The sequence below is a fragment of the Brevundimonas sp. Root1423 genome (assembly GCF_001426805.1).
In genome coordinates, this window is record NZ_LMFL01000023.1 from 597,571 (window position 1) to 622,614 (window position 25,044).

19 protein-coding genes are annotated in these 25,044 nt (G+C 67.9%); 3 read left to right on the plus strand and 16 right to left on the minus strand.

Annotated features, from left to right (window positions below):
* Positions 1 to 2 precede the first annotated feature (2 nt).
* The 14 genes from ASD25_RS16275 to ASD25_RS16340 all read right to left on the minus strand — a co-directional run bounded on the left by ASD25_RS16275 (position 3) and on the right by ASD25_RS16340 (position 10,724).
* Complete coding sequence (locus ASD25_RS16275; protein ID WP_056618881.1) at positions 3 to 449, minus strand: hypothetical protein; 447 nt, start codon at positions 447 to 449, stop codon at positions 3 to 5.
* Positions 446 to 1,048, minus strand: coding sequence for a response regulator (locus tag ASD25_RS16280; RefSeq protein WP_056618884.1), 603 nt, complete (start codon positions 1,046 to 1,048; stop codon positions 446 to 448). The genes ASD25_RS16275 and ASD25_RS16280 overlap by 4 nt, the downstream gene beginning before the upstream one ends.
* Before the next feature lie 4 nt (positions 1,049 to 1,052).
* Positions 1,053 to 1,403 (minus strand): hypothetical protein, encoded by a 351-nt coding sequence (locus tag ASD25_RS16285; RefSeq protein WP_056618885.1) that lies wholly within the window; start codon positions 1,401 to 1,403, stop codon positions 1,053 to 1,055.
* Positions 1,403 to 1,945: a chemotaxis protein CheD gene (locus ASD25_RS16290; RefSeq protein WP_056618888.1), complete on the minus strand. Its 543-nt coding sequence runs from the start codon at positions 1,943 to 1,945 to the stop codon at positions 1,403 to 1,405. Before ASD25_RS16290 ends, ASD25_RS16285 begins: the two co-directional genes overlap by 1 nt.
* Positions 1,942 to 2,331 carry a response regulator gene (locus ASD25_RS16295; RefSeq protein ID WP_056618889.1) on the minus strand — a complete coding sequence of 130 codons (390 nt, stop codon included), beginning with the start codon at positions 2,329 to 2,331 and terminating at the stop codon, positions 1,942 to 1,944. Before ASD25_RS16295 ends, ASD25_RS16290 begins: the two co-directional genes overlap by 4 nt.
* Positions 2,332 to 2,340: 9 nt before the next feature.
* Positions 2,341 to 3,387, minus strand: a complete 1,047-nt coding sequence (locus tag ASD25_RS16300) for a chemotaxis response regulator protein-glutamate methylesterase (protein ID WP_056618890.1) — start codon at positions 3,385 to 3,387, stop codon at positions 2,341 to 2,343.
* On the minus strand, positions 3,384 to 4,250 hold the full coding sequence (locus tag ASD25_RS16305) for a protein-glutamate O-methyltransferase CheR (protein WP_056618893.1): 867 nt from the start codon (positions 4,248 to 4,250) through the stop codon (positions 3,384 to 3,386). The genes ASD25_RS16300 and ASD25_RS16305 overlap by 4 nt, the downstream gene beginning before the upstream one ends.
* The gene (locus ASD25_RS16310; RefSeq protein WP_056618896.1) at positions 4,247 to 4,708 is read right to left on the minus strand and encodes a chemotaxis protein CheW; all 462 of its coding nucleotides are present in this window, start codon (positions 4,706 to 4,708) and stop codon (positions 4,247 to 4,249) included. Before ASD25_RS16310 ends, ASD25_RS16305 begins: the two co-directional genes overlap by 4 nt.
* A gap of 2 nt (positions 4,709 to 4,710) precedes the next feature.
* A complete protein-coding gene (locus tag ASD25_RS16315) occupies positions 4,711 to 6,897 on the minus strand; it encodes a chemotaxis protein CheA (RefSeq protein WP_056618899.1) in 2,187 nt (728 codons plus the stop codon).
* Between the two features lie 2 nt (positions 6,898 to 6,899).
* Positions 6,900 to 7,265, minus strand: coding sequence for a response regulator (locus ASD25_RS16320; protein ID WP_056618903.1), 366 nt, complete (start codon positions 7,263 to 7,265; stop codon positions 6,900 to 6,902).
* Complete coding sequence (locus ASD25_RS16325) at positions 7,262 to 7,540, minus strand: STAS domain-containing protein (RefSeq protein ID WP_056618906.1); 279 nt, start codon at positions 7,538 to 7,540, stop codon at positions 7,262 to 7,264. Before ASD25_RS16325 ends, ASD25_RS16320 begins: the two co-directional genes overlap by 4 nt.
* Complete coding sequence (locus tag ASD25_RS16330; protein WP_369816600.1) at positions 7,540 to 9,453, minus strand: methyl-accepting chemotaxis protein; 1,914 nt, start codon at positions 9,451 to 9,453, stop codon at positions 7,540 to 7,542. The genes ASD25_RS16325 and ASD25_RS16330 overlap by 1 nt, the downstream gene beginning before the upstream one ends.
* Positions 9,454 to 9,503: 50 nt before the next feature.
* Positions 9,504 to 10,208, minus strand: coding sequence for a TorF family putative porin (locus tag ASD25_RS16335; RefSeq protein WP_056618910.1), 705 nt, complete (start codon positions 10,206 to 10,208; stop codon positions 9,504 to 9,506).
* A gap of 87 nt (positions 10,209 to 10,295) precedes the next feature.
* Positions 10,296 to 10,724, minus strand: coding sequence for a PleD family two-component system response regulator (locus ASD25_RS16340; RefSeq protein WP_056618913.1), 429 nt, complete (start codon positions 10,722 to 10,724; stop codon positions 10,296 to 10,298).
* A 194-nt stretch (positions 10,725 to 10,918) separates the two neighbouring features.
* Here ASD25_RS16340 and ASD25_RS16345 point away from each other — a divergent pair, with 194 nt between their 5' ends.
* Together ASD25_RS16345 and ASD25_RS16350 are read left to right on the plus strand one after the other, a co-directional pair.
* Positions 10,919 to 12,337, plus strand: a complete 1,419-nt coding sequence (locus ASD25_RS16345) for a sensor histidine kinase (protein ID WP_056618916.1) — start codon at positions 10,919 to 10,921, stop codon at positions 12,335 to 12,337.
* Positions 12,337 to 12,945, plus strand: a complete 609-nt coding sequence (locus ASD25_RS16350; protein WP_056618920.1) for a response regulator transcription factor — start codon at positions 12,337 to 12,339, stop codon at positions 12,943 to 12,945. The genes ASD25_RS16345 and ASD25_RS16350 overlap by 1 nt, the downstream gene beginning before the upstream one ends.
* 31 nt (positions 12,946 to 12,976) lie before the next feature.
* On the opposite strand, the gene ASD25_RS16355 is transcribed toward ASD25_RS16350, so the two are convergent.
* Positions 12,977 to 22,054, minus strand: a complete 9,078-nt coding sequence (locus ASD25_RS16355) for a filamentous hemagglutinin N-terminal domain-containing protein (RefSeq protein WP_082572470.1) — start codon at positions 22,052 to 22,054, stop codon at positions 12,977 to 12,979.
* Positions 22,055 to 22,111: 57 nt separating this feature from the next.
* Positions 22,112 to 23,806 carry a ShlB/FhaC/HecB family hemolysin secretion/activation protein gene (locus tag ASD25_RS16360; RefSeq protein WP_056618926.1) on the minus strand — a complete coding sequence of 565 codons (1,695 nt, stop codon included), beginning with the start codon at positions 23,804 to 23,806 and terminating at the stop codon, positions 22,112 to 22,114.
* Positions 23,807 to 24,186: 380 nt separating this feature from the next.
* On the opposite strand from ASD25_RS16360, the gene ASD25_RS16365 reads away from it, so the two are divergent.
* On the plus strand, positions 24,187 to 25,029 hold the full coding sequence (locus tag ASD25_RS16365) for a transglutaminase-like cysteine peptidase (protein WP_056618929.1): 843 nt from the start codon (positions 24,187 to 24,189) through the stop codon (positions 25,027 to 25,029).
* Positions 25,030 to 25,044: the final 15 nt, after the last annotated feature.

The window sequence follows — 25,044 nt, forward strand, 5'->3', positions numbered from 1 at the left end:
GATCAGAACCGGCGGAGGATGGTCGACAGGCCTTCCAGGATCAGGGCGGCCTGTTCCGTTTCCCGGCAATCGTCAGCGAGAATGAGCCGGAGAGCGCGAACATGGACGGCCACTGACGGCCAGGTCCAGGCGCCGGTCTCGATCATGCGGTCGGACAGCTCGCACAGGCTGAACGCCGCCGCATAGAGGGGCCCGGTGTCGAAGAAGCCCGCCATGTCCAGCAGCGCCGCCGCCTGGTCGTAGACGCCGCGCTCGCTGCCCGGACCTTGCGCCGCGCAGGCCGCCTCAAGAGCGGCGACCCGATCGACCAGCGCGGCCATGGCGGCGGCGCGATGCTGCTCCAGTCCGGTGTCCGCCCGGGCGACGGCGTCCGCGACCGAGCGGCCGCCGGGCGCCGACATCTTGCGGGCGAGGTTGGTCCTGTATTTGAAGGTTCTGGCCTCGGTCACAGGGCTATCCGGCGCGGCTTGATCAGGGAATCGATGTCGGACTGGTCCATGTTGCTCTCTACCGCCGCTCCGAGATGGGCCGAGAGATCGCCCTCGCGGCGTCCCGTCATGCCCAACGGAGGGCCGAAATTCCTCACCCGACGATCAGGGCCGACGTAGGTTTCGCTCTGGACGAACTCGCGCTCGTCGCCCGCCAGCCACAGTATCCGCTGAAGCAGAACCCGGGGGGTCAGCGGCTTGGTGACCACGAAACTGGCCCCGCAGTCGCGGCTCTTGCGCACGTGGGACGAGGAAGCGTGTCCGGTCAGCATGATGACCGGCGTCAGGCAGGTGGGCTTCGGCGTTTCCCGCCGCAGCCAGCGCACGAAGTCGCACCCGTCCATCTCCGGCATGGCGCAGTCGACCAGGATCAGGTCCACCTGCCGACGCTTCAGCACTTCGGTCGCGGCGATGGCGGATTCGCAGCGGATCTGCTCGCGGACGCCGAAGCCCTGAATGACGGAGCTGAGGATATCCAGGGCCTGCGGATTGTCGTCGATGAACAGGACCGTGGCCTGCTCCAGGTTGACGCGGTTTCCGTTCGGGATGAACTGGCTCATTGCGCTACTCGAACAGCAGCAGATCGCCCGCCGTCGGCCGGGGCGCCGCGATGGGGGCGGAGGCGAGGACGACGCCTCGCAGACGGGATTGCAGATCGGCCAGACGGACGCCGCCGATCGCGGCGGCGACATCTTCTCCCCGCGCCACGGCGGCGGCCACTTCGCTCAGCGCACTCAAGCGCTGGCTCAGATCGTCGATCGACTGGGCGTCAACCAGGGCGCGATCGCGCGCGCCGCCCTGGCTCTGGCGGACATGGTCCGCCGCCATTCCGGAGAGGCCATCGACCGTCTGCATCATCGCGGAAAGTTCGGCGGAGAGCGCGGAGAACAGGGCGCAGGACGAGGTGGCGGACATCAGAACAGCTCCAGGGCGCCGGCCTCGACGGCGGTCTGCGGAACGCGCACGGCCTCTGGCGCCGCGCGATCGGTGACGGCCCGCTGCAGCGCCCGCCCCGTAGCGGGCCAGTACTGGACGCGACGCCCGCCGGATCCCCGCAGGCTTCCGCCGACCAGGGCGATGCCCTCGTCACGCAGGAAGCGCTCGGCGAAATCGGCATTGGCCAGGCCGACGTCCCTGAGGGAGTCGAACATCCGCCCGCCGCCGAACAGTTTGGCCTCGAGCCGGTCGCGGCGCGCGCCCCTCTTGAGGCAGTCGTTGATCAGGACTTCCATGGCATAGGCGCCGTAACGCCGCCCCGCGTCAGCGCCCGAGCCGGCCCCTTCCGGCAGCAGAAAGTGGTTCATCCCGCCGATCCGGGCGCCGGAATCGCGCAGGCACATGGCGACGCAGCTGCCCAGAATGGTGGTCAGCATCACGCCCGGATCGTCGGTGACGAAATGCTCGCCCTGACCGACGTGGATCCGGCGGACGGTGTCGAGAGTCGCGGCGGCGGTCATGTCAGCGGACCGAAGACGCCCTCGACCTTGTCCTTGAGCTGGACGACGGTGAACGGCTTGACCAGATAGTTGTTGACCCCGAACTGGACGGCGCGCTGGACCAGTTCGCGGTCGGCCCGGCCCGTCAGCATGATGAAGGCCGCGCCCGCCGTGGGCGGATGGGCGCGGACGGCGCGCAGCAGACCAAGCCCGTCCAGATTGGGCATGTTGAAGTCCGAAATGATCAGGTGTGCGGGCCGGCTGATCATCTCACGCAGGCCCGCCTCGCCGTCGCCGGCCTCGCGGAACTCCCGGAACCCGAGGGCCTGCATGCTCGTGCGGATCAGGGCGCGCATGGAGGCCTGATCGTCGACAATGAGCGTGTGAATGGCGGAAGCGGCGGGCATGACTGGACCTCAGGCGACGGGACGGGCGACAGCAGAAGGGTCGCCGCAGAGTTCAAGGATGGCGGCCGCCATGCGGCCGAGCGGCAACTGGCGCTGGACGGCGCCCGTTTCGAAAGCGGCGCGGGGCATGCCGTAGACGACGCTGCTGGTCTCGTCCTGGCCGAGGGTGCTGGCGCCGGCCTGCCTCATCTCGAGCAGACCCGCCGCGCCGTCGCGGCCCATGCCGGTCAGGATGACGCCGGTCATCGGGCGACGCAGTCGCGCGACAGAGCGGAACAGGACGTCCACCGAAGGGCGATGGCCGCTGACGGTGTCGGAGCGGACCAGCCGGCACCGCGGCGTAACGCCACCGATTTCGAGATGGGCTTCGCCGCCCGGCGCCAGATAGACGCAGCCCTGCTCCAGCACAGCCCCGTCTGACGCTTCCCGCACGGTCGCGGCCGAGGCCTTGTCGAGGCGGTTGGCGAAGCTGCTGGTGAAGGTCGCCGGCATATGCTGGGTGATCACCGTGGCCGGGCAGTTCGCCGGAAACGCCGAGATGATGGTCAACAGGGCTTCGACACCGCCGGTCGAGGCGCCGATGGCCAGCACGTGGTCGGCGGCGATGCTCCAGTTTCCAGCGGCAGGCCGGGCGTCCATGCCCGCGCCCGAACCGGCCCTGACCCGCGAGCGGGCGGCCACCTTCACCTTGGCGGCGAGATCGGCGAACGCCTCCTGCACGGTCGTCCCGGCTCCCGGCTTTCCGACCGCGTCGACGGCGCCGAGCTCCAGCGCGGCCAGGGTGATCTCCGCACCGGCCTGCGTCAGGGTCGAGACCATCACCACCGGCATCGGGCGCAGCCGCATGATCTTCTGAAGGAATTCGAGGCCATTCATATTGGGCATCTCGACGTCGAGGGTGATGACGTCGGGGTTCAGACGCTTGATGGCCTCGCGCGCTTCCAGCGGATCCGCCGCCGAGCCGACCACTTCGATCTCGGGGTCGCGTCGAAGGGCGGCGGTGATCAGGCCGCGCATGGTGGGAGAGTCGTCGACGACCAGGACGGAGACGGTCATGCGGTCATCCGGTAGGTCGTCAGACCGGTGGTGTTGAGGCGCTTGGCGGCCGCGCCGGTGACGCGCTCGGAATGACCGATGAACAGGGTCGCATCCGGCGTCATCAGAGGCAGGAACCGCCCCCACACCCGTTCCTGGGTCGCGTCGTCGAAATAGATCACGACGTTGCGGCAGAAGATGACGTCGAACTTGCCGCGCATCGGCCAGTCGCCGATCAGGTTCAGTTCCTTGAATGACACCAGCCGACGCAGGGTCGCATTGGCCGACAGCATGTTCGGCCCGTGGCCCGGCGCCTTGTCGAACCAGCGGTGGCACAGCAGGGGCGGGGCGGGCTCCAGCGCCTCCTCGGAATAGAGGCCGGCGCGACCTTCCGCGACCATGTGGGGATCGATGTCGGTGGCCAGGATGCGTACGTCCAGATCGGCCGCCTCGGGCAGGACGGACAGGACCGTCATGGCCATCGAATAGGGCTCCTGCCCGTTCGAGCAGGCCGCGGACCACAGCCGCACCCGCCCGCCGCTGCGGGCGCGCTCGGCGAGGCCGGGCATGACCACGTCACGCAGATGGTCGAAATGGTGCGACTCGCGGAAGAACCGCGTGACATTGGTCGTCAGGGCCGCGGTCATAGCCTGCCGCTCGTCCACGCCATCGACGCCCTGAACGAGGGCGCAATAGTCGCGGAAGCTGCGCAGACCGAGGACGCGCAGACGCTTGGCCAGTCGCGAATAGACCAGGGCGGCCTTGCTCTCGTTCAGGGCGATGCCGGCGTGGCCGTGCAGGATTTCAGCGATCTGGCGGAAGTCCTCGGCGGTGAAGACGAATTCGCCTTCGACCAGGGACGCGCGGCCGGCGGCGGGGGTCATGCGGCCTCGGCTTCGGTCTCGGGCAGGATCCACTCCAGCTCGAGCAGGCTGACCATCCGGCCCTCGACGGCGAAGATGCCCTTGACGAACGTCTTCACCTGATCGCTGGCCACGTCCGGTGTGGCCTGGACCAGTTCGTCCGTCAGCTGGATGATGTCGGAGACGGCGTCGACCAGCAGGCCGACCGTGCGGCCGCCGATGTGCGCCACCATGATCACGTGCCGGGCCGTGGGCTCTGCGGTGCGCAGGCCCAGCCGGGCGCCCAGATCGATGATCGGCAGCACGGCGCCGCGCAGGTTGATGACGCCCTTCATGAAGCCGGGCGCGCGGGGCAGGGGCGTGGCCGGGGTCCATCCGCGGATTTCGCGGACCGACATGATATCCACGCAGAACTCCTGCTCGCCGATGCGGAAGGCGATGAGTTCGCGCGAGGCGGAGGCGCTCAGGTTATCGGACATGATCAGCTCGCGAGTTTGAATTCAGGGCGCGCCTTGCGGCGGGCGTTGCCGACGATGGCGTCGACGTCGAGGATCAGGGCGACCCGGCCGTCGCCCAGGATGGTCGCGGCGGCGACGCCCTCGACCTGCTGGTAGTTGGTCTCAAGGCTCTTGATGACGACCTGCCGCTGACCCTGGATGGCGTCGAACAACAGGGCCGCGCGCAGGCCCGCCTCGGTCTCGATGACCACCGCCACCCCGCCGGACGACGGGACCGGGGCGTCGCGGAAGCCCATGGTCAGGGCCACGTCGATCAGGGGCACGAACTCGTCGCGGAACCGGATCACCGCGTCATGGCCGCCGACGTGGTGCACGTCCTGCGCGCGGGGCGTCAGGCTTTCCACGATGGTGGTGAGGGGCGCGACGAGGGTCTGGTCGGCGGCGGTGACCACCATCCCGTCCAGCACCGCCAGCGTCAGCGGCAGGCTGAGGGTGAAGGTAGAGCCCTTGCCGGGGTTCGAGGCGATGCTGATACGGCCGCCGAGCGCCTGGATCGAGCGGCGCACGACGTCCATGCCGACGCCCCGTCCCGAAACGTCGGAGATGGTCTCGGCCGTCGAGAAGCCCGGCAGGAAGATCAGGTTGTCGATCTCCTCGTCGGACAGCACGACATCCTCGGCGATCAGCCCCTTCGAGGTCGCGATGCCCTTGACCCGTTCGCGGTTGATGCCGCGTCCGTCGTCGCTGATCTCGATCACGATGCGGCCCGAACGGTGCAGGGCGACCAGCCGCACCGTGCCCTCGGCAGGCTTGCCGGCGGCGATGCGGTCGTCAGGGCTCTCAAGCCCGTGATCGATGGCGTTGCGCAGCATGTGGGTGATCGGTTCGGCGAGGCGTTCGACCACCGTCTTGTCGACTTCGGTGTCCTCGCCGGCGGTGACCAGACGCACACGTTTGCCGGTCATCTCGCCGACCTCGCGAACGAGCCGCGGCATGCGCTGGAAGACCGACTTCACCGGCTGGGCGCGGATCGCCATGACGCTGTCCTGGATCTCGCGCGTCAGCAGTTCGAGGTCCTCGAGCCCGACCGAAATGCCCGACGAGCGGGCCAGGCCGCTTTCGACCACGCGCTGGGCCAGCATGGCCTGCTGGATGACCAGTTCGCCGACGACGTTGATCAACCGGTCGACGCGATCGAGATCCACGCGGATGGTCACGGCGGGCGCGGGCTGAGCCGCGGCGGCGGGCGCGGCCGGCGAAGGGGCGGCTGCTGCAGGAGCCTCGACGGGCGCCGCGACGGCGGGTTCCGGCGTCGACGCTGGTGGCACAACTTCGGCGGAAGCCTTGGCCAGCAAGGCGGCGATATCGAAATCGTCAGTCGCAGGCGCATCGGTTGCCACGGACTGTTCGGCCTCCTGATCCAGCGGCTGGACGGAGAGGTCGCAGTCGGCCTCGACGAAGTCGAACACCTCGCGGATCGCGGCCTCGCCGGCGTCCGTATCGATGTCGATCGTCCACGCCAGATACGCATCCTCGGCCGTCAGCGCGGCGAGGTCCGGCAGAGTCGAATGATCGAGCGTCACCGTGATCGGACCCAGCTGCGAGAGTTCCCGCAGCAGCAGACCGGTCTCATTGGCCTTGGCGTACATGGCTGCATGGGGACGCAACACGATACGCCAGCGGCCTTGCGACGGGGCCGCCGCGGGCTGGCCCAGCGCCGCCAGGTCGAAGACGACCGGGCGGAAGTCGAACTCGTCGACGTCGGCCGTTTCCCGCTCGGCGGGAGCGGGCTCCGCGGGAGGCGGGATCGACGCCTCACCGTGCGTCCGGGCTTCAAGTTCAGCCACGAGGGTCGCGGAGCGCTGCGGGTCCACCGGCGCCCCCTGCCCCCGGGCGGCGGCCACATGATCCGACAGGACATCGGCGGCGCGCAGCAACGTCTTCACCGTCGGGTCGTCGCAGGGTTTGCGGCCGGCGCGGATCTCGTCCAGCAGGGTTTCGAAGACGTGGGCGAAGCGCACCAGCTCGTCCAGACCGAAGGCGCCGGCGCCCCCCTTTACCGAGTGGACGGCGCGGAAGACCGCGTTGACGGTCTCGTCATCGGCCGCGCCGGACTCGATCGCGAGCAGGCCTGTTTCCAGGTCGCCAAGCAGCTCGTCGCATTCCTGGAAGAAGACGGCCTTGATGGCTTCAAAGGGATCGGCGGTCATGGTCAGGCGGCCACCCGGCGGACGGCGTCGATCAGCTTGACCGGGTCGAACGGCTTGACGATCCAGCCCGTGGCGCCGGCGTCGCGGGCGCGCTGCTTCTTGGCGGCGTCGCTCTCCGTCGTCAGCACCAGCACCGGCGTGCCGCGATGGGCGGGATCGGCCCGGACGCCTTCTATGAAGCCGAAGCCGTCAAGACGGGGCATGTTGATGTCGGTGATGACGACATCCGCCCCTTCGGCGCTGAGTGTTTCCAGACCATCGATTCCATCGACGGCCTGGATCACCCGATAGCCGGCCTCGACCAGGGCGAGCTGCAGCATCTCGCGCATGGTGCGGGAATCGTCGACTGTGAGCACGGTCTTGATCACGCGGTTTCTCCCGGCCCTGCCGTCGTTGGCGTTGCACCGAACATGTTCCATTGGTTGGCGAAGGACTCCGACGCCTGCTCGATCGCGACGGTCCGCCCCTCACGCGCCCAGCTCTGCTGGGCCGAGATCAGGACCTGAAGGCACAGGGCGCCCAGCCGTTCGACATTCGAGGCGTCGAGGACGACGTCCTGTCCCCGGATGGCCAGCAACTGCGCGCGCAGGGGCTCGGCCGCCTGAATGTCGAGGACCGACGGCAGCGTCAGGGTGGCGGTCATCAGAACTCTTCCCAGCCTTCCTCAGCGCCGACGAAGGCGGGCTTCAGGGCCGCGCCGCCCCGCCCGACGGTCTTGAGGACCGCGACCGGGCGATTAGCGGAAACAGGCGCCGTGCGCACAGGTCTGGCGACCGCACCGATCTCGAACCGGGATACGGAGGCGGCCAGGGTTTCGGCTTCCTGCGACAGCGCGTGGCTGGCGGCGGTGGATTCCTCGACCATGGCGGCGTTCTGCTGGGTCACCTGATCCATCTGGTTGACGGCGGTGTTGACCTGCTGAAGGCCGGTGGCCTGTTCCTGGGCCGAGGCGGCGATCTCGGACACCAGACCGTCGATCTCAGCCACGCGTCCGACGATGCGATCCAGAGCATCGCCCGTCTGGCCGACCAGGCTGACGCCCGAGTTGACCTGGGTGGTCGAGGCCGAGATCAGCACCTTGATCTCTTTCGCCGCTTCCGCCGAGCGTTGCGCCAGGGCGCGGACTTCGGAGGCGACGACCGCGAAGCCTCGGCCGGCGTCGCCGGCGCGCGCGGCCTCGACTCCGGCGTTCAGCGCCAGCAGGTTGGTCTGGAAGGCGATCTCGTCGATCACGCCGATGATCTGGCTGATCTCCTGGGCCGATTTTTCGATCGCGCCCATGGCCGCGACGGCGTCGCGGACGACGATGCCGCTGGTCTCGGCGTCGCCCTTGGCCGCCTTGACCGTCTCAGAGGCCTGACGGGAGGCCGAGGCGGTGCGGTTCACAGTGGCGGTGATCTCGTCCAGCGCCGCCGCGGTTTCCTCGAGGCTGGCGGCCTGCTGCTCGGTGCGGCGCGACAGATCGTCGGCGGCCTGACTGATTTCGCCGGCGCCGGACCGGATGGCCGAGACGTTGGTCGAAACCACGCCCATGGCTTCTTTCAGCTGGCCGATGGCCGCGTTGAAGTCGACCTGCAGCTTCGCATAGTCGGACGGGAAGGACTGGGTCAGGCTGTAGGTCAGGTCGCCGCGGGTGAGGTGATCCAGACCCTCGGCCAGGGCTTCCACGACCAGGGCCTGTTCCCGGGCCGCCGCATCGGCAGCGGCCTGGTTGCGGGCGCGTTCGGTTTCCGCGGCTTCGCGCTGTGCGACGGCCTCGGCCTCGAGGCGGACCTTTTCGATGGCCGCGTCACGGAAGGCGACGACCGACCGGCCCATTTCGCCGAACTCATCCTTGCGGGCGACAGCTGGCACCTCGAAATCCGTATCGCCGCCGACCAGCTTGCGCATGTGGGCGATCATGTTGGCGACCGGGCCGCCGATGCCGCGGGTCAGAACCCAGCCGGCGCCCAGGGAGATCAGCAGGGCTGCGCCGAGACCGGCGAACAAGGCGATCAGCGCGGTCGTCGCAGTGCTGGCCTGGGCCTCGCGCAACACGTCCAGCCGCTCCATCTTGAGAGCCTTGAGCGCATCGAGCGACTCCTCGACGGCGCCGATGTAGGCGTCCGCCGATCCCTGACGCCCGATCATGGCGACGGCTTCGGCCCTCGTGGCCGGATTGGCGGCCAGCGCCGCGCCGGCCTCGACGACATTCTTGCGCCATGCGGCCGCGGCCGTCTCGATCTTGCCGATGTCCGCCAGGACCTCGGGCCCGGCGCCCTCCTTGAGTTCGGCGAGAGCCTTGAGGAAGTCGTTCCGGTGGGCGTCCAGCCGTTCCAGATAGTAGGGGTCATTGGAAACGAGGAAGCCGCGGTAGCTGTTCTCCTGACGGGCCAGCTTCAGCTCGACGGTCGCGAGGGTGCGCACGTGACTGTTGGCGAGGCTGCGGGCCTGGCCGGCTTGATCAAGCGCCCGAAGGTTCATGAAGACGACCGCGCCCATGGCGGCGATGGCCAGCAAGACCGCGGCGAAGGCGATGGCCAGCTTGCGGCCGATAGGCATGTTTGTGAGCAGCACGACAGGGATTCCTTTGGGATCGTTGACGCGAAAGCGGCGAACGCCGGAGATCAGAATGAAAGCGACAGGGCGCCGACCAGGCGGCCTTCGTAGGCCTCGCCGTAGCTGTGGCCGTCGGTGTCGAACCAACGGACGTCCAGCGCCACGCGATCGGTCAGCTTGTGCTTCACCCCGACATTCCAGGCGACGTACTCGGCGCCGCCATCCGCAGTGCGGTTGGCGATCGCCGCCGAGGCCTTGGCGCCTGCGGCCAGGGCCACGGCGCCCTGGGCCTCGATCCACCAGGCCTCTTCCGTCGCGGCGAAACCGTCAGGCGTGTAGTTGAAGCGCAGACGTGTGCTGACCGGTCCAAGCTTTCGCGAGACATCGGCCTGATATTCCATGTAGTTGCCGTCGACCCCGGCCCGGGTGCCGGGCAGGTCGCGGTTGATGACGGACAGGTCCAGATCGAACCCGGCGACCTCTGGCCGGTAGCCGATGGCGCTGATGATCTCGGCGTCCGAACCTTGCGACAGCTCGGCGGTGGAGGCGAACACGCTGGCGTAGAAGGCGCCCGATGAAACCTCTGCCGAGCCGAAGACGCTGGGGTCCTCGGCGCTCTTGCCCACGCCCTTGCCGACGTACTGCGTCGCAACGCCGATCTGGCCACTGAATTCCTGGGCGTTTGCGGGGATGGCGTGGAGCGATCCGATCATGGCCGCCAGGGCGCCGGAAACGGAAAGCAGTTGGGTGAAGGAAGGCGTTTGGCAGGTCATAAAGGGCTCTCAAGTTGCCCGATCATCATTCGCAAGCCGCCGGTATTATTGATGAATCGCGCGTTACGTAGGATTACGTATCGAGGCTCACCCGAACCGGACGAGTTGCGCCTGCACGCGCGGCAGGTCACAGCGAGTCGGCTTCGCGCCTGTCCGGGCAACCTCGTCCAGGGCTGCAAGTAGCGTCGCGGCGCAGACCGGTTTCGGCAGCCAGAGGTTCGCGCCGGCGGCGGACATAGCCGCACGGATTTCCGGATCGTGTTCGCTTGAGACGACGAAGATCGGGCGCTGAAAACCATCTGCCCGCAGGCTCAACACCAGGTCGCGGCCCGTCTTTTCCGGCATTGTGTAATCGGTCAGGACGACGTCCGGGCGGTGCAGCCTGCAGAGGTCGAGACCGACATCGACGCACTCGGCAAAGGCGACATCGTGCCCGGCCGCCTGAAGAATCGCTCCGAGTATCGCCCGTATCGCCGGCGAGTCGTCCACTACCAGAACGCTGAGCACGTCTATCATGATCTTGCTCCCCCTTCATGCACCTTGGAGGGCGGGAGCAAATGAGACGTAAGCCGCGAAGTAGGTAGTATAACCTAGTTAGATTTCCCTATATCAGGGTTTCGTTAGCCATGATTCGATTCATGGAACGATGAATTATCAATTGTTTCCGGCCCCCACGTCTGTCCATGGTCAGTTCAACGACAGCGAAATCTTTGCCGTGGCGTGAGATCAAGCGAGCCGCCCGAAACTATCTGATCGCGGTCGTGGCGGTCGCGGTTTCGCTGGCGTTCAGGATCCTGCTCGAAAGGTTCGGACAGTTCTATTACCTGCCGATGGTGCCGGCGGTGATGGTCACGGCCATCGTCACGGGATGGCGCGGCCCGACCCTGCTGGCCATCGCGCTCGCCATCGCCGCCAACGTCGTGCAGGTTCAACGCGAGGGCCTGACCGACATCATGGTCAACGCCCTGCTGTTCGTCGGTGTTTGCTGGCTCATCGCGGAGATGTGCTGGCGCGTGCGGACGATGCAGTCACGGGCGAGCGACCTTTCCCGGCGGCTTGCGCGGCGTAACCGGATGCTGGACGCCATCCTGGCCTCCGCGCCCGTTGTCACCCTGGACCGGGCCGGCACGATCCAGTTCCTTACACCCCCGGCCTGCGCGGTGCTGGGCGTCGCGGCGGACGCGGCCGTAGGCCGGCCTTTCTCGGAGTTCGTGGAAACCTTCACCGTCGATGCCGTCGGCTCCGACGACGCCGGAGAGACGACATGGACCGGCCGGAAGCCGGACGGGCAGACCTACCCTCTCAGCATCCAGGTCGGCGTGATGGCCGACGATCCGGACGGACCGCACGTCACGCTCAGCCTGACAGACCTGACCCAGGCGCACGCCGCCGACGCGCGCGCGCGCGACCTGCATGCCCAGCTCAATCGGGTCTGGCGACTGAACTCTCTCGGCGAGATGGCCGCGGCCCTCGCCCACGAGTTGAACCAGCCGCTGACGGCGGCCACCAACTATCTCCATGCCAGTCAGACCGCCGCCGACAAGGCCGGCCTTATGGGGCAGCCCCTGAGTCAAACGATCGAACTGGCCAAGGGGCAGCTCCTGCGCGCGGGCGGAATCATCCGTCGCATGCGCGAGTTGCTGGCCCACGAAACCCGCAGCCTGGGAATCGAGCGCGTGGCGCCGATGATCGCGGACATGCACGGTGTTCTGGGCATGATCGAACGCAACGGCTGCGTGGTGATCGAATACCGCATCGACGATCTCAATGACCGCGTGCGCGCCGAGCGGATCCAGTTCCAGCAGGCCATGATCAATCTGATCCGCAACGCCGTCGAGGCGCTGGAGGGACAGGAGGACCGCCGTGTACGGATCGTGGGGCGGGCCACCTCCGACGAACACTATGAGATGAGGGTCGAGGACAGCGGTCGCGGCATCGACGCGGATGCGCTCGACACCATCTTCCGGCCGCTGATGACCACCAAGAGCGCCGGCATGGGGCTTGGCCTGTCGGTCACCCGCACCATCGTCGAGAGCCACGGAGGCGCGCTGGGCGTCGAGCGGAGCGAGATGGGCGGCGCGGCGTTTTCCTTCAGCCTGCTGCGCGAGCGTGAACTGGAGGACGCGTGATGGACGCTTCGGTCTTCGTCATCGACGACGATGGAGCAGTCCGCGATTCCCTGCTGGCGCTGCTGCGGGCCCAAGGGGTCACGGCGCGCGGTTTCACAAGCGGATCTGACTTCTTCGAACGCTTGCCGCAGGCGGAGTCGGCCTGCGTCATCACCGATGTGCGCATGCCCGGCATGGACGGATCGGACGTCGTACGCCGCCTCGCCGAACTCAAGGGTCACGCCTGGCCCGTCATCGTCATCACCGGCCATGCCGAGGTGCCGCTGGCGGTTCAGATGATGAAGGCGGGCGTTGTCGACTTCATCGAAAAGCCGTTCGATCCGCACCGCCTGATCGAAACGGTGCAGGGTTGCCTCGGGCTGCTGGCTGGCCGCCGGAACGAGGCCGAGGCCCGCAAGGCCGCATCCGAAAGGCTGGATCAGCTGACGCCCCGCGAGCGTCAGGTGTTCGACGCCCTGGTTGAGGGACGATCGAACAAGGAGATCGCCCTGGGCCTGGAAATCAGCCCCCGAACGGTCGAAATTTTCCGCGCCAAGGTGATGACCAAGATGAAGGCCAACAGCTTGTCCTCGTTGGTCCGGATGGGACTGTTGTTGTCCGGCGGATGACCCGGGGCCGTCCTCGCCAACCCTCCCGACGTCAGCCGGCGGGCTGCATCTCCGCCCCGGCCGCCAGATCGATTTCCTGCTCATAGTCGTCGCCGGAATCGAGCTGGATGATGATGGCCGTGTAGCCGAGGCGCAGCAGCTCGCCGAGACGATCGATCGAGTTGACCACGATCGGCCGACGGTTGCCTCGCCCTTCGCCTGCGGGGGCGATCAGCGCCACCGCCAGGTTGACCGGCAGCTGGATCACGCCGCTCGACCCCACAATCCCTCCGGCAGGCGCCAGGAAACGGTCGACGAGGATCTGGCGCGCGTCAGTGGAGCCCGAGCCGACCACCGTCTGGCCATTGACGTTGATGGTGCCGTTCGGATCGGTCGTGATGGTTCCGAACGTGCCCTCGACCTTGCCGCCCGGAGCATTGACCACCACCGCACCGGCGTTGACGTTGACGACGACCGGCAGAGGCGAGGTCACGGTGACCGCGCCGGGGGTGGAGACATTGGCGGTGATCGGACCCTGGGCGGCGATCGCCACCCCTGCGCCGCCCTGGACCGAGCCGGTCACCGAGCCGCCGCTGGAGGTCACGGCCACCGCGCCGGTGGAAGTCACATTGGTGTTGATCGCACCCTGGGCCGCGATCGTAACCCCTGCGCCGCCCTGAACCGAGCCGCTCACAGAACCCCCGGTGGACGTCACAGCCGCCGTGCCGTTGGTGCTGACATTGGTGTTGACCGCGCCCTGTGCGGCGATCGTCACTCCGGCGCCGCCCTGCACCGAGCCGCTGACCGAACCGCCGGTGGACGTGACGACCACCGTGCCGCTGGAGGTCACATTGGTGTTGACCGCGCCCTGGGCGCTGACGGAGACGGGGCCGACGCCCTGGATGCCGCCCGTGACCGATCCGCCCGTCGAGGCCACGGCGACCGATCCGGTCGAGGCGATGTTGTGGTTGACCGCCCCCCCCGCGACGACGCTGACGGGACCGCCCGCCGCGATCGAGCCCGTGCTGGTCCCTGCGGTGGCCAGGGTGACAGCCCCCCCGGCGACCACCGGTCCGCTGTCGTTGCCGCCGACCTTGGCGTCCACGCTGGCGAGCGTGTCGAGCGTGTTCGCGCTGAACACCTGATCGCCGCTGAGCACCGAGATGAAGTCGCCCGCCAGCTTGACGGTCTGGGCGGAGAAGTCGTCACCGCTGACCGTCATGGCGCCGAGGCGGAGCGCCTGACTGCCGAGGTTGCCAAGGGTGATGTCCCCGTTGTCGGACCCCAGACCGGAGCCGGCGTTGAACACCACGCTCTGGGCGCCGTTCACCGTGCCGATCAGGTCGGGCTGGATGACGATATCGCCAGCCGTGGCCCCCGCGGTGTTGAAAGTGGTCACCGCCCGGGTCAGGCGCACGGTCGAACCCGCGTCCGAGCCGAGGAAGGACAGGCTGGAGCCGGCGTAGGTCGAGCCGTTCAGCACCGTGCCCGCCGATCGGACCAGCACCGCGCCGAGGCGCACGCCCGCACCTGCCGAACCGAGGGAGGCCGTACCCGCCCCGGCGTCGACCGACAGCGACTGGCCGCCGGCGCCGGAGCCGTCGACCGTTCCCGTGACGACATCGCCGCCGTTGGTGCTGATCGTTGTGGCGCCGTCCAGCGTGGTCAGGCCGATCAGGCTGAAGTCGCCGCCGTCGGTGGCGAAACCACCCGCGAGGCGTATGGCCTCGCCGGTCCAGGACTGGGCGCCCACGGTGCGGGCGCCGCGCGCGACGATCGAGGCTCCGGAGACGTCGAGCCCGGTCAGGGCCGTGATCGCGCCGACGACTCCCAGGCTGACCGCGCCATCGGCGGCGATCGACAGGCGCCGGGCGCCGTCGATGGCTCCCATGACCACCCCGTCGGCGTCGATCGAGGTTGCACCGTTCAGCATCGTCGCGCCGTCGACCACGAAATCACCGCCGGCCGCATAGAGGCCCGCCAGATTGACCGCGGCCGCATCGTACGACTGGTCGCCGCTGGTGACCGCTCCGTTCGAGACGATGGCCGCGGCGGTCACATCCAGATTGGCCAGGGCGATGGTCCCGCCGACCGCACCGAAGCTGGCCGAGCCTGCCGCGCCGACCGACAGCGAATGTGCGCCGTCGACCGTGTCGAGAACGACGTCTTCTTCCGCATCCAGGTTCGCATCGCCGGTCAGAACCGCTGCGCCGTCGACGACCAGATCGCCGCCGGCCGCATAGGCGCCCGACAAACCGACGGAGGCGGCCGTCCAGACCTGGTCGCCCGTGGTCGCCGCCCCCTGCGAGGCAATGGAAGCGCCCGAGACATCCAGCGACGCGAGGGCGACGGCCGAGCCGACGACGCCGAGGCTTACGGCGCCATGAGCGGCGACCGTCAGATCGTGAGCGCCGTCGACCGACGCCAGAGTGACCGCGTCCGCCTCGATCCCGGCGTCGTCGAGGAGGTCCGTCGCGCCATCGACGGCGAAGTCGCCCCCGGCGGCGTAGGCGCCCGACAGGCCCACCGAGGCCGCCTTGAAGATCTGGTCGCCCGTGGTGGTCGCGCCCTGCGAGGCGATGGAAGCGCCCGAGACGTCAAGCGAGGCCAGGGCGGCCGTTGAACCGACCACGCCGAGGTTGACCGATCCGTCGGCGTCCACGGTCAGGTCGTGAGCGCCATCCACCGCGGCGAGGACGACATCGTCGCCCTCGATGGTGACGTCGCCGATGAGGTTCGTCCTGCCGTCGACCGTGAAGTCGCCGCCCGCCGAGTAGATTCCCGACAACCTGGCCAGAGCGGCCTTGAAGAGCTGGTCGCCCGTGGTCGTCGCGCCAACGGAGATGATCGAGGCCCCGGATACGTCCAACGACGCGAGGGCGGTGGTCGAACCGACCGCGCCAAGGTTGATCGCGCCATTGGCGACCACCGTCAGGTCATGGGCTCCGTCGACCGAGCCGAGAGCGACCTCGTCGCCGTCGATGGCGACGTCGCCGTTCAGGTCCGTCACGCCGTCGACCGTGAAGTCGCCGCCGGCGATGAAGGCGCCGGACAGACCGACGCGGACGCCGGAGAAGAGCTGGCTGCCCGTGGTCCGGGCGCCCGCGGCGGTGATCTGATCCGCCTCGACGATCAGGCCGGCAAGGGCCGTGGTCCCGCCGACCGGGCCGAGGCTGGCGAAATTGACCGCCCGGATCGTCAGGTCATGAGCGCCGTCGACCGAACCCAGGACGACATGGTCATCGCTGTTCAAGCTGGTCGCGCCGTTCAGGTTTGCCGCGCCGTTGACGGTGATGTCCCCGCCCGCGGCATAAGCTCCGGACAGACCGACCGTGGGCGCGTTCCAGCTCTGGAAGGCCGTGGTGGTCGCGCCCTGCGAGGTGATGGCCGCGCCCAGCACATTGAGGCCGTTCAGCGCCTCGATTGCACCAATCACGCCAAGGTCGACCGCGCCGCCGGCGTTGAGCGACAGGTTGTACTCGCCGTCGATGGCGTCGAGCCGGATATCTCCGTCGCTGTCGATGACGCTGTCCCCGCCCAGGGTGGTCGGGCCGTCGACGATGAAGTCGCCCCCGGCGTCGAACCCGCCCCAAAGCAGGACCGTGTCGCCGCTGAAGGACTGGCCGCCCGTCGTGTTGGCGCCGCGCAGAATGATGTCCGCGCCGGTCACCGAGAGCGAGGTCAGCGCGGCCGAGGCGCCGACCTGGCCCACATGGACCGCGCCTTGACCCTCGACCGCCAGCGCATGCTGGCCATCGACCCCGATCAGGCTGATGTCGCCGCCCGCCGCCAGACGGGTGTCGCCGCCCAGCACGATCGCGCCGGCGAGATCGAGACTGCCCGTGGCGGTGATGTCGCCCGAGAGGATCGTGCCGGAAGCCCCCGACGTCAGGACCAGCCCGCCCAGTTCCACCACGCCGAAGCGCAGGTCGCGCTGACCGGTCAGGGTGGAGACGCCGCCATAGAGGCCGGAAGCGACGTCGATCACCGATCCGGTCGACGACTTGTCGAAGGCGGTCTGGATCGACAGGAACTGCAGGCCCGCGCCCGCATCGCCTGCGCCGACATGGAAGTGGTTGTCGCCCTGGCTGCCGTTCCAGCCCTGGACGTAGCTGCCGCCCGCCCCCAGACCGACGGCGAAGTTCAGGGCGTCCTGCAGGCCGGCCTTGTAGAAGGTGTATCCCGCTGCGTCCGGCTGGAAGGCGTCGTTGCGGACTGTGAAGTTGAAGCCCGGCAGGGTCAGGCTGCCGAAGTTGAACAGGGCCGACTCGTCCTGGGTGTAGAGTCCCCGGTTCTCGCCGAACGCATTGCTCGCCTCGACCACGATGCCTTCGACCCGCTGATTGTAGAAGCGGTTGGCCTGATAGAGGGCCAGGCCGCCCCAGGCGTTGCCCGAGGTGGTGGTGTTGCGCACCGTCACATCGGCCGAGTCGGTGATCGAGATGCCATTGCCGGCGGTGGCGCCGGTCACGGTGACCCCGTCGATGACCGCTCCCACCACGCCGTTCAGGTCCAGGCCGGTGCGGCGCGTGCCGTTGATGGCCACGCCGGTGATGGTGAAATCGCTGACCCGCGCGCCGGCGGCGCCCGAGTTGGGCTGGACCTTGATGCCGTAGCTGCCGCCCGGGTTGCCGTTGAAAGTGAAGCCGCTCAGGGTCACGTCGTTCGCCGCCGCGAAGATGCCGTAGCCGGTCGAGGCCGAGTTGAAGATGGTGGCCCCTGCGCCCGCGCCGATCAGACTCAGACTCCTGGTGATGCTGAGCTCGCCGGGCAGGGCATAGGTCCCCGCATCGACGCGAACGGTGTCGCCGGCCAAAGCGACATTGACGCCGCGCTGGATCGAACCCGAGCCCGTGGTGACAAAGACCTCGCCCGCCTTGACGCGGACCAGACCACGGCCGGCGACGTCCGTGCCGTGGCTGATCAGATCCTCGACGTCGAACAGTTCGTCGAGGCTCATGGCCGAGCCGAGCTTGCCGTTGAACGACACCCCGGTCAGGTCGAGACCCGCCGCGCTGCGCCACACGATGTGCTGCACCGTGTTCGCGCCGGCGATGAAATTGTTGCCGGCTCCGAAGGTGACCGCGCCGCCCGCCAGGGCGTTGTTCGGCATGTAGATGCCGTAGCGGTTGTTGGTGAAAGTGTTGCCGGCCAGGAAGGTGTTGGTCGAAAGACCGCGGCCCGGCTCGATCGCCAGCACCTGGTTGTTGTTGGCGAAGGTGTTGCCGACGATGTTCAGCTGCTGGACGTCGCGGGTGATCAGCACCGCGCCGTAGGCCGCCTCCCCCGCCGGATTGAAGCCGCTGGTTCCGACGCCGCTGACGCTGTTGCCGGTGAAGTCGACCGTATTGGCGTTGAACACCTTGAAGACGCCGCCGAACGAATTGGTCGAGTTTCCGACATTGCTCACCGTGTTGTTGGCGATGACGATGTTCGGATACGCGAAGGCGCCCGTCTGCTGACGGAAGGCGACATTGCCGCGCGAGTTGTCGATGGTGTTGTTCGAGAAGACGCCGCTGGCGATCTGCGTGCCGCCACCGGCGCCTGCGCCGCTGCGCGTGTCGAAGACCACCCAGCCGTCGATGTTGGCGAACTGCGAGTTGGTGATGGAGATCGCGCCGCCGTACTGGCCGCTGCCGAAGCCATGGCGGCCCGCGACGTTCTGGCCGTCGATACGCACGCCGTCGACCGTCAGATTGGTGATCTGACCGCCCTGGACCACGAAGCCGCCGCCGGCGTTGCCGGTGACGGTGAAGCCCCTCAGCGTCAGATCGTTGAACGCGCCCGACATCAGGATGCCGCCGGTCAGACTGGTCTGCCCGATGCCGGCGCCGGCGAGGGTGAGGCCCTTGCTGAGCCGGACGGTCGGGGCGTAGGCGCCCGCGCCGATATTGATGGTCCCCCCTGTGCGCGCGGCGGCGATGGCGGCGTTGATCGACATGGCCGTCGGGCCGATCACGCCGACGGAGAAGACATTGTTGCCCGCCGTCCCGTTCCAGCCCTCGATGAAGCCGGTCGCGGCGCGGCCCGTCAGGCCCAGCCAGTTGAAGGCCGTGGCCTCATCGCGCTGGAACCAGGTGTAGATGTCGGCCGCATTGCTGCGATCGCTGACGATATAGCCGTAGCCGGCGATGTTGAGCACGCCGTAGTCGAGCCCGACCCCGCCGACCACGCTGCCGGCGCCACCGGCGGACTTGTCCTGGAGATAGACGCCGTTCGCCTCGTTGAAGGCGTTCGATCCATCCACCGAGATGTTGGTGACCTGCTGGTTGAAGAAGTTGTTGGACTGGTACAGCGCCAGACCGCCCCAGGCGTTGTTGAGCGTGGTCACGCCGGTCAGGGTGATGTTGGCGCTGTCGGTGATCGAAATGCCGTTGCCGGCGGTGATCGTCGACCCGCCGACGGTCATGCCGTTGGCCGTGACATTGGAGATGGTCGCGCCGATGACGCCGTTCAGGTCCAGTTCGGTCTTTCCCGAGCCCTGGATGGTGACGTTGCTCAGCGCGAAATTCAGCAAGCGGGCGTTGGGATCGTTCGGGCCGGTCTGCAGCGGCTCGACCTTGACGCCATAGGTGTTGCCGGTCGCCGCGACGCCCCACAGGGTGAAGTCGTGCAGGTTGACGTTATCCGCCTGGACGCGGATGCCGTAGGTCGAGGCGCCACGCGCGTCGATGATGGTCAGCCCCTGGCCCGCGCCGGCGATCTCGACCGACTTGTTGACCCACAGATAGGCCGGTGACCCGGTGGGCTGCACGAAGGTGCCCGCGCCGACATTGACCTTGCCGCCGTTGACCACGGCATTGATGCCGGCCTGGATGGTGGCCAGCCGGCCGAGGGCGCTGCCCTGATTGGCGTCATTGCCCCCGATGCCGACATGGACCGAGGTCCGGTTGGCGAAGCTGTAGCCCTGATCCTGCGCCGACATCCCGCCATTGGCGGCCGACACGGCCAGCAGCGCCTGCTGCACCGCCGTAGAGGCGGTCGGCGCGATCTTGACCGCGTTGCCGACGAGGCCGCCCGGCGTCTGGTGGCCGTTCAGGTGGAAGTTGAAGCCCCACTCATTGCCGAACGGGCCTTCGCTGTTGCCCGCGATATTGACCGCGAAGCCCTCGGCGTTGAGCAGGCCGGCGTCGGTGTACTGGACCGAGACGCCGCTCTTGGTGTTGTCGATGAGGTTGCCGGTGATCGAGCCGCCGGCGTTGCGGCCGTCGACGAGGATGCCCGTGCGCACGCCGTGGATGTTGTTGTTTGCAATGGTGAAGTTGTCGGCCCCGTTCATCGCGAAGATGCCGCGGGTGATGCCCGACCAGCCATAGGTCAGGTAGGACTGGCTTGCCGCCGGGCCGACGATCTCGAGGCCCTGGACGGTGACATTGTCGGCGGCGATGGTCAGGCCGTTGAGCTCGGGCGTCTCGGGCAGGACGATCCGGGCGCCGGCCTGGCCGGTCAGGGTCAGACCATTCCTGTTGATGATCGTGCCGCCGACATAGTCCCCGGCGCCGATCAAAATCCCGGCATTGGCCAAGGCCACGTCCACCGCATTCTGGATGACGCCGCCATTGCGGACGTTCACCTGGGTCGCCTGACCCAGCAGGCGCTGGTTGGCGCCCAGGCGAATGGCGGCGTTCAGGTTGACGGTCAGGCCGGCGACGCCGCCTTCGTCGTTGAGCGACAGGGTGTTGGCGTTCGACTGGGCCGAACTGTTGATCAGGCTGTCGATCGTGATCGAGTTCTGCGCCTGCAGCACGACATTGGTCGTCGCCAGGCTGGCGACCACGGCCGCGGCCTCGCCCGCGCCTATCACCAGATCTTCCGGGTCGATCGACCACGAGCCGTTGGCTCCGTTGGAAGCCGTCGTGTCAACGCGCAGGCCGGCGTCGAGGCTGACAGTCTTGCCCGACGTCTCGATGAAGCCGCCGTCGCCTCCGTTCGCGCCGCCGCGGGCGGACTGGGTTCCGGCGTAGGTCCCCTGGCCTCCGGCGATCGCCACGATCGAACCGCCGTCGCCGGTCGTGGTCGCGTCGGCGCGCAGGACGGCGCCGGCGGCGGTCTGGATGGTCGCGCCGCCGATGGCTATGTCGCCGCCGCCCGTGGCGCCCGAAGCGTTCAGTTCGCCGCTGACGGTTACGCCGCCCTCGGCGCCTTCAAGCACGATGGCGCCGCCCTCGGCGCGGGCCGAGGCCACCGAGATGAGACCTCCGGCGTTGATCACCTGATCGACCACGGCGCCGGCGGCCACGGCGCTGAGCTGCACCCGCCCGCCATCCACCAGAATGGACCCGAAATTCTCGACCAGCGGCGAACGGGCGCCGAGGCCCAGTTCGATCAACCTGTCTCCGGCCAGATCGAGGGTGAAGGTCTCGCCCGACGCCAGCGCCACCCGCCCGAGCCGGGCGTTGATGACGCCGTCGTTGCGGACATGCGGGGCGACAAAGGCGGCCAGACCTGCCGAAGCGATGTTGATCGCGCCTCCCGTCAGGATCTCGCCCGAGCTCGCGTCGGTGAAGTCGAGACGGCTCGAACCGGCCATGAACTGGCTGACGTCCATCCGGCCCGTCGAGGCGACGAGGCCGCCGACATCGACGCGCGAGGTCGCCGAAAAGATCACCCCGTTCGGGTTGAGGATCACCACCGTGCCGTTGGCGCGCAGGACGCCCTGGATCTGGCTGGGGACTCCGCCCTGCGAGATGCGGTTGACGGCGATCGAGCCGCTGCCCGGCTGGAAGAAGTTGACCTGCGCGTCCCGACCGATGTCGAAACTGCGCCAGTCGATAACCACACGGTCCGTCGACTGGTTGATGTCGAGACGCGAACCATCCTCTGCGAAGGTCGCGCCGCCGGCGACCACGTTGGGATCGCGGGGCAGGGCGTTGCGGGCGACATCCGGCAGCACCGCAGGTCCGTTATGGGGAACACGTACGACGCGCTCGCCGCCCGGAAGCCGGGCGGACCCGCCGGACCCATGGGCGATTCCGGCGCTGGACGCGCTGGCGTCCGGGGACACCTGGTCCGGATCTGCCCATGCGGGGCCCACCGGCAGCCCGGTCAGGGCCACTGCGGCGGCCGTGGCCATCAGGAAGGACCTGCGGCGGAGGACTGGGGCGGTGCGGAGTGCAGTGCGCTTGCTCATGGTCGTCTCCAGAACCCCCGTTTACGCCCGGGGCGAGGCGCAGATTTTGTGTCGCCCCTAGAAGGCCGCCGAGATCGAGAAGAAGAGGCGGGCGTCGCGGTCGCCCTCGGACGCGACGTCCCTTTCGAAGGGCTGGGAATATTCGAGAGAGGCGGCCCAGTTGTCGTCGGCGGCGATCCGCACGCCGATGCCGCCTGAGCCGAGCGTGTCCCGCCGGGATTCGGCCGGGAGCGGATCGATCTGACGCACAAAGCCGGTTTCGTAGAAAATGTAGGGTTCGATCGAGGACACGCCGTCGAGCGAGATGGTCTTGAACAGTTCGATCTTGCCGGCCAGGCCTTCGTCGCCGGTGATCTCGGACGGGTCGAAGGCGCGACCGAAATTGGAGCCGCCGAGGCCGAACTCCTCGGACGCCAGCAGACTGTCCGAACTCCACTGGCCGGCGATCGCCGCCTGGAGATAAACGCCGCCCGGAAGGGGCTGGACGCGGGCCATCTCGAAATTGACCCGGATGAAGACGCCGGTGCCGGTGGCGCGCGATTTGTCGAGGTCCGTCCGAACGGTGCCGTCGAAGATGCTGAAGCCGGTGACAACGCCCAGGCGGGCGCTGTTCAGGCCGCCCGTCGGATCGGCGTAGTTGCCGCCGATGTCGGCGGTGAGCGTACGCAGTCGGTCGTCGAAGATCGGATCGACGAGGAAGTTGCTGGACGAGGCGTTGCGCACGGTGAAGGCGGTGCGGCCGATCACGTTGAGTTCGCGGCTGCGAATGAGAGGATATGCGAAGCCGAATCCGGCCGTGGTGCTCTCGCCCTCGATGCCGAGGATGCCCAGCTCTTCGCCGGGCTCGGTGGCGGTGTAGCTGAAATAGCCATTGAAACGCAGGCCCGACCCGCCCACCGGCTGGTCATAGTCCAGCGAGACGTAGCCCAGCTCGCCGTCCGCGGGAGCGGCGACCAGAGTGGCGGAGATGCTCTCGCCGAAGCCGAGCCCGTCATTGAAGGTGACCCCGGCATAGGCCTGGACCGGGCCCAGCCAGCGGGAGCCGCGGTTGTCGACGGCGAAGAAGGCTTCGACCGGCCGACGCTCCACGACCAGGTTGAGGTCAGCCGCTCCCGGCAGGGTGGCCGAAGGGGTCACGACCGAGCGGATGTCGACGCCCTTGAGGTCTCGCGCCAGAAGCAGGGCCCGCGAAAGGACACGCCCGTCTGTGGGACGCGAGGCCGTGACCGGCGCCGTGTACTGTTCGAGGAAGGGACGATAACCGCCCGGGTCGCCCTCGATGGTCACGCCCGCGATATATCCCTCCAGCACCTGGATGGTCACCACGCCGTTCTCGATCCGCTGCGGCGACACCACGGCGCGTGACAGGACGAAGCCACGGCGGCGGTATTCGGCCGTAATGGCCTCGGCCAGCTGGAACACGCCCGACAACGGCATCTCGCGATCAAGGTAGGGCTCCGCGATGCCAGTCAGCGTCTCGAGCGGAACCGAGGTCGCGCCCTCGAACCGCACCTCGCGCAGGGTCACTGACAGGTTCGTCTCGGGTCCTGCCTCCTGTTGGGGCAGCAACGGAACGTCCGCGGGAGAAACGGGCGGCAGATCGCGACGCTCGCGCAGGCGCTCGTCGATCCGACCGGGATCGACCTGGGGCGCGCGGGCCACCTGGGCATGAGCGTTCATCGTCAGGCACAGGCTGCTCACAGCCATGATCATCGTCGCCGTCGCCGGCGCGAACAGACGCGTCAAATTCATGGTCCCCCCGAGCTGGACGGTTGCGGCCGCCCGAGGCTGCTACCCGACCAGAGAAATATATAACCGCATTATTTCAGTGAGACCATCGCTACATATTGCGGTTAACTACGATTGTTTCCCGCTATATATTGATGTCGACCGGCTACCGAGGGTTTTCACCGCCTTCCGGATCCAACATCTACCTAGCTGTATACTTACCATCAACTTCCAGACGTTAAGCAAGACACGAGTATTTCTTGAATATTTAATTTCGATGGTTAAGATTTATATATGGTTTCATAACTATTCTTCTCTTATTAATATTTTAACCAACTCCGTCAGCCGGGTTCTTAAAACCCCGATGCGAACCTCCGGTCAGTCAAACGACGAGGGGTTGCTTCATGCGTCAGGGCTTCAGGATTGCAGCGATCGCCACGGCCGCCTTGCTGTGCGCGGCCGTTCCAGCGAGCGCCCGCGACACCGCGGCGGCGCTGGACCTGGCCTTCTCGCCGGCCTCCGGCGGTGCGTCGATCGTCGCGCCGCGCTGGGCGGCGATGACGGATCGCATGGTATCCGCGGAAGCGCCCGCGTTTCAGACGGGCCCGACCTGCAAGCCCTCCGGCAAGGTCAAGGCCGCGCACTGCGACGTGGCGGACTGGACCCGCCGGCTCGACAGGCTGCGCGCTGATCCGGTCGTTCGCCAGCTGAAGGCGGTCAATCGCCAGGTGAACGCCCTGACCTATGTCTCCGACACCGCCAACTGGGGTCAGGCCGACTATTGGGCTACGCCCGCCGAGATGCTGGCGCGCGGCGGCGACTGCGAAGACTTCGCCACCGCCAAATATTTTGCGCTGCGCCAGCTTGGGTTCTCCGCCGCCGACCTGCGGATCGTCATCGTCTGGGACTCCGTCGATCGCGAACAGCACGCCGTGCTGCTGGCGCGCGCCGGCGGCCGCACCCTCGTGCTGGATAACAAGCGGACCGACCTGACGCCGCTCGCAGCCGTCGCGGACCGGTATCAGCTTCTGTACGCCCTGGACGACGGTCGCATCCGTCTGCCCCTGCAACTCGCAAACGCCGACCGGATCCGGACGCCGCAACGCGCGCGTGCTCGTATCGTCAACGGCGGCCGCACCCTCGTCATGCAGATCCAGCCGCGCCGCCGGCCCCGAAGCCTCGGCCCGACCCCGAACGCCCCGCTCGAAATGGCCCTCGCCGAAACCTCGGCGCCGGCGGGCCGCTGAGCGCGATCCCCGAGG